This is a genomic window from Jiangella rhizosphaerae, from assembly GCF_003579925.1.
Classification (GTDB): domain Bacteria; phylum Actinomycetota; class Actinomycetes; order Jiangellales; family Jiangellaceae; genus Jiangella; species Jiangella rhizosphaerae.
This window is the reverse complement of the sequence record NZ_QUAL01000323.1, coordinates 1-4,680: the sequence shown is the minus strand read 5'-3', so window position 1 is coordinate 4,680 and position 4,680 is coordinate 1. Positions and strand designations below refer to the sequence as shown.

Annotated in this window: 5 protein-coding genes; 4 read left to right on the top strand and 1 reads right to left on the bottom strand. The window is 74.9% G+C overall.

The window, feature by feature from the left end; genetic code table 11:
• The 4 genes from DY240_RS24085 to DY240_RS24070 form a co-directional block, all read left to right on the top strand.
• On the top strand, positions 1-812 hold an 812-nt coding region (locus tag DY240_RS24085; protein WP_147375494.1), incomplete at its 5' end, for an ROK family protein.
• On the top strand, positions 809-1,726 hold the full coding sequence (locus DY240_RS24080; RefSeq protein WP_119662262.1) for a 1-phosphofructokinase family hexose kinase: 918 nt from the start codon (positions 809-811) through the stop codon (positions 1,724-1,726). The genes DY240_RS24085 and DY240_RS24080, both read left to right, overlap by 4 nt.
• The gene (locus tag DY240_RS24075) at positions 1,723-2,559 is read left to right on the top strand and encodes a class II fructose-bisphosphate aldolase (RefSeq protein ID WP_119662261.1); all 837 of its coding nucleotides are present in this window, start codon (positions 1,723-1,725) and stop codon (positions 2,557-2,559) included. The genes DY240_RS24080 and DY240_RS24075 overlap by 4 nt, the downstream gene beginning before the upstream one ends.
• A gap of 158 nt (positions 2,560-2,717) precedes the next feature.
• The gene (locus DY240_RS24070) at positions 2,718-4,181 is read left to right on the top strand and encodes a Gfo/Idh/MocA family protein (protein ID WP_199702283.1); all 1,464 of its coding nucleotides are present in this window, start codon (positions 2,718-2,720) and stop codon (positions 4,179-4,181) included.
• Positions 4,182-4,368: 187 nt separating this feature from the next.
• Here DY240_RS24070 and DY240_RS24065 read toward each other — a convergent pair.
• The coding region (locus tag DY240_RS24065) for a WYL domain-containing protein (protein WP_158602978.1) at positions 4,369-4,680 on the bottom strand (312 nt) is incomplete at its 5' end.

The following is a 4,680-nucleotide window of genomic DNA, read 5'->3' as shown; positions in this document are numbered from 1 at the left end:
CGCCGGCCGGGTCCGACGGCGCGCCGGTGCTCGACGCCGTCGCGGCGATCGCCGAGCGGCTGAGCGGCGACGAGCGGCCGGCCGCCGTGGGCGTCGTCGTGCCCGGCATCGTCGACGAGGCCGCCGGGGTCGCCGTGCGCGCCGGGAACCTGAGCTGGCGCGACGCGCCGTTGCGCGACCTGCTCGCGGCCCGGCTCGGCTGCCCCGTCGCGCTGGGACACGACGTGCGGGCGGGTGGGCTGGCCGAGCACCGGGCCGGCGCCTGCCGGGGCGCACGCAACGCCGTGTTCCTGCCGGTCGGGACGGGCATCGCGGCGGCGCTGATCCTCGACGGCCGGGTCTTCGCCGGCGACGGCTACGCCGGCGAGGTCGGCCACGTCGACGTCGGCCACGACCTGCCGTGCGCCTGCGGCGCTCGCGGCTGCCTCGAGACGATCGCGTCGGCCGCCGCCATCGCCCGCCGGTACACCGCCGCGACCGGCACGGCGGTCGACGGCAGCCGGGACGTCGCCGAGCTGGTCCGCCGCGGCGACGCCGCCGCGGTCGCCGTGTGGGACGACGCGCTCGACGCGCTGGCGTACGGGCTGTCGCTGCTGGTCGGCGTGGTGGCGCCCGAGGTCGTGGCGATCGGTGGCGGGCTGGGCGAGTCGGCCGACCTGGTGCTGCGCCCGCTGTCCGGACGCCTGGCGGCGCGGCTGACGTTCCAGCGGCCGCCCCGCATCGTCGCCGCCGAGCTGGGCGACCGCGCCGGCTGCGTCGGAGCCGGGCTGCTGGCCCGTGAGCTGATCGCCGACCGATTGATGTCGTCGTGAACCGGGTCGTCTGCGTCACGCCCAACCCGGCGACCGACGTCACGTACCGCGTGCCGGAGCTGACGCCCGGCGCCAGCCATCGGGTGGCCGACGTGCTGGAACGGCCTGGCGGCAAGGGCGTCAACGTCGCCCGGGTGCTGCACGCACTCGGCGTGCCGGCGACCGTCGTCGCCCCGCTGGGCGGGCCGGGTGGCCGGTGGATGGGCGGCGCGCTGGCCGACGCCGGGCTCCCCGTGCGGGCGGTGCCGGTCGCCGCGGCGACCCGCCGCACCGTCACCGTCGTCGACGACTCGGGCGCGGCCACCGCGTTCAACGAGCCCGGCCGCGCGCTCTCCGCCGCCGAGTGGTCCGCTCTGGTGGCCGCCGTGACGGAGGAGCTGGCCGATGCCGCGGCTCTCGTCGTCTCGGGCAGTCTGCCCGCCGGATCGCCCGATGACCTGCTGCCCAGGCTGATCGCGGCCGCCCGCGCCGCCGGTGTCCCGGCCGTCGCCGATACCTCCGGGCCGGCGCTGTTGTCCGCCGCCGCCGCCGGCCCGGCGCTGCTCAAGCCGAACGCCGAAGAGCTCGCCGCCGCCGTCCCGGGCGCGACGCTCGACGCCGCCCGCCGCCTGCTGACCCTGGGCGCCGAGCGCGTCGTCGTCTCACAGGGCGCCGCCGGCCTGCTGGGCGTCGACGGCGGCGCGGTCTGGCGGGTGGCGGCCGTCCCCGGCGTCAGTGGCAACCCGACCGGCGCGGGCGATGCCACCGTCGCCGCCCTGGTCCGCGGACTGGCGACCGGCGCCGCCTGGCCGGACGTCCTCGCCGACGCCGCGGCGCTCGGAGCGGCCGCCGTCCTCACGGAGGCCGCCGGCGAGGTCGACCTCGCCGCCTTCGCACGGTTCCTGCCCACCCTGCACGCGGAGCGAGTCGCATGACCCTGACCTCGATGACCACCCTGCTCGACGCCGCGGCCGCCCGCGCCGGCGGCGTCGGCGCCTTCAACGTGATCCTGCTCGAGCACGCCGAAGGACTGGTCGCCGGCGCCGAGCGGGCCGGTGCGCCTGTCGTGCTCCAGATCAGCCAGAACTGCGTGCGCTACCACGGCGCCCTGGCCCCGATCGCCGCCGCGACGCTGGCGGTCGCCCGGGCGGCGGCGGTCCCCGTCGTCGTGCACCTGGACCACGCCGAGGACGCCGCACTGGTGCGCGAGGCGGTCGAGCTCGGCTTCGGCAGCGTCATGTTCGACGCGTCGGCGCTGCCGTACGAGGAGAACGTCGCCGCCACGCGCGCCGTCGTCGAGTACTGCCACGCCCGCGGCGTCTCCGTCGAGGCCGAGCTGGGCGAGGTGGGCGGCAAGGACGGCGTGCACGCGCCCGGCGCGCGCACCGACCCCGCCGAGGCGGCCGCGTTCGTGGCCGCGACCGGCGTCGACGCGCTCGCCGTCGCCGTCGGCACGTCGCATGCCATGCGCACCCGCGACGCCGTCGTCGACCACGAGTTGATCGCCGAGCTGCGTGCCGCGGTCCCGGTCCCGCTGGTGCTGCACGGCTCGTCGGGCGTGCCGGACGAGGAGCTGACCAGGGCGGTCGCCGCCGGCATGACGAAGGTGAACATCGCGACGCATCTCAACGCGGTGTTCACGGCGGCCGTCCGCGACCGGCTGGACGGCGATCAGGGCCTGGTCGATCCGCGCCGCTACGTCGCCGCCGGCCGCGATGCGCTGGCGGCCGAGACCGCCCGGCTGCTCGGGGTGCTGCGCGCCGGGTGACGACCGGCCGGCTCCGGAGGACGCACGCGCGCCCTCCGAGGGCAGAGCCGACGGGTTCCGGATCGAGCCGGTTTCGCCCCTTGCGGGCGGTTCGTTCGTGCTCAATAATGCTCGGTACTCGGTTGAAAAGTGCAGGTTCGATCAGAGGAGTGGTTCGCGTGGCACTTCCGCACAGGTATCGGCCGTCTCGTCGTGACGTCATCAGGACCGGTGCCGCGCTCGGCGCGGCCGCCGGACTCGGCGGGGTCGGAGCCGGAGCGGCGGCCGCCGCCGACACCGCCTCCGACGACACCCGGCGCGAGCCGCCGCGCGTCAAGGGGCGCGAGCGCTCCATGGCCGAGGTGCCGTTCGAGGGCTTCGACCAGGTCCGCGTGGGCCTCATCGGGCTCGGCGAACGCGGCGGCGGCCAGGACGTCCGCTGGGGTGCCGTCTCCACCGTCACCGCCGTCTGCGACATCCGGCCCGAGCGGGTGAACCGCACCATCGGCCGGATCATGGCGCAGGGCTTCCAGGACGTCGAGCCGGTGGGCTACTCCAACGGCGAGGAGGACTTCCTCAACCTGGTGAAGCGCGACGACATCGACCTCATCTACGTCGCCACGCCGTGGGAGTGGCACTACCCGCAGGCCAAGGCCGCCATGGAGCACGGCAAGCACGTGGCCGTCGAGCTGCCGATCTCGCCGCACCTGGACGAGATCTGGGACCTCGTGCGCACGTCCGAGCGCACGGGCAAGCACTGCATGCTGCTCGAGAACGTCAACTACTTCCGGCCCGAGCTGCGGATGTTCAACATGGCCAAGGCCGGGCTGTTCGGCGAGCTGCAGCACGCGTCCGGCGGGTACGTGCACGACCTGCGCTGGCCGTACTTCTTCGGCGGCGCCTACTACCCGGAGTACTGGCGGCGGCGCTGGCAGACCCGGATGAACGCGCTGCACTACCCGATGCACGGCCTCGGCCCGGTCTCTGCCGCCCTGAACATCAACCGCGGCGACCGCTTCGCCGAGCTCGTCGCCGTGTCGTCACCGCCGATGAACCTCGCCCTGTTCCGCGAGAACGACCCGCGGGTCGGCCCCGACCACTCCTCGTGGCAGGACGACGAGTACATCTCCGGCGACCGCCACACCGCCCTCATCAAGACCGCGAACGGCCGGATGATCCGCGTCGAGCACGACGTCAACTCGCCGCACCCCTACAGCCGCGAGACCACCCTCACCGGCAGCAGCGGCGTGGTCGAGCTGGACAACGGCCGCATCTACCTGGAGTCGCTGGGCCACACCAACCACACGTGGCGCACCGGCAGCGCGTTCAACTCGATCATGGCCGAGCACGACCACTGGCTCTGGCCGGCCCTGGAAGACCTCGCCGACCAGTACGGCGGCCACGGCGGCGGCGACTTCATCGCGATCTTCCGCCTGGTGCAGCTGATGCGCCTGGGCATGACCCCCGACATCGACGTCTACGACTCCGCGGCCTGGTGCTCGGTCATCCCACTCAGTCACGAGTCGATGAAGGATGGCCGCATCAAGTCCGTCAAGGTGCCCGACTTCACCCGCGGCTACTGGGAGGACCCCCGGCCCACCTTCGACCGCGAGCGGCCCGAGGACCCCTGGCTGGACGGCTGACGGGTCCTGCTCCGGCTGGCGGCGGGGTGCGCGGGATGCCGGTCCCGTTCACTCCGCCGCCGTGCGTCTGGAACGGTCCCGGTCGGCACACAATCCCGTGAACATCAACCCGTGGCGACACCATGACGTCGCCACGGGTTGATGATCACGGCCGCCGAGGTGCATCGGCAGCACCGCTATCGCCCGGTCAGGCGGCGTCGACGGGGGCGACGCCGCTGATGCGGTGGACGGCGAAGGAGCGGACCTCGCCGCTGCGGTGGTCGAACGCCGACAGCCAGCCGCCCTCGATGCGGGCGGGGTCGACCAGGCGCTCGGTCGTGGCGCCGTGCTGGTCGACGTAGCCGATCCAGACCGTCGCGCCGGTCTCGAGGGCCTCACGCAGGTCGGCCAGCGTCGTGGCGGCGGTCGTGCGGCCCAGGCGTCCGCGCGCGCCGTCGGCCGGCCGCTCGGCCCGCGACCGGTCCCCGGCCCGGAGCGCCCGGACGGCGGCACCGAGCAG

Excerpts from the sequence above, each read along its gene's own strand:
- DY240_RS24075 (WP_119662261.1), top strand. The coding sequence starts at position 1,723 with ATGACCCTGACCTCGATGACCACCCTGCTCGACGCCGCGGCCGCCCGC.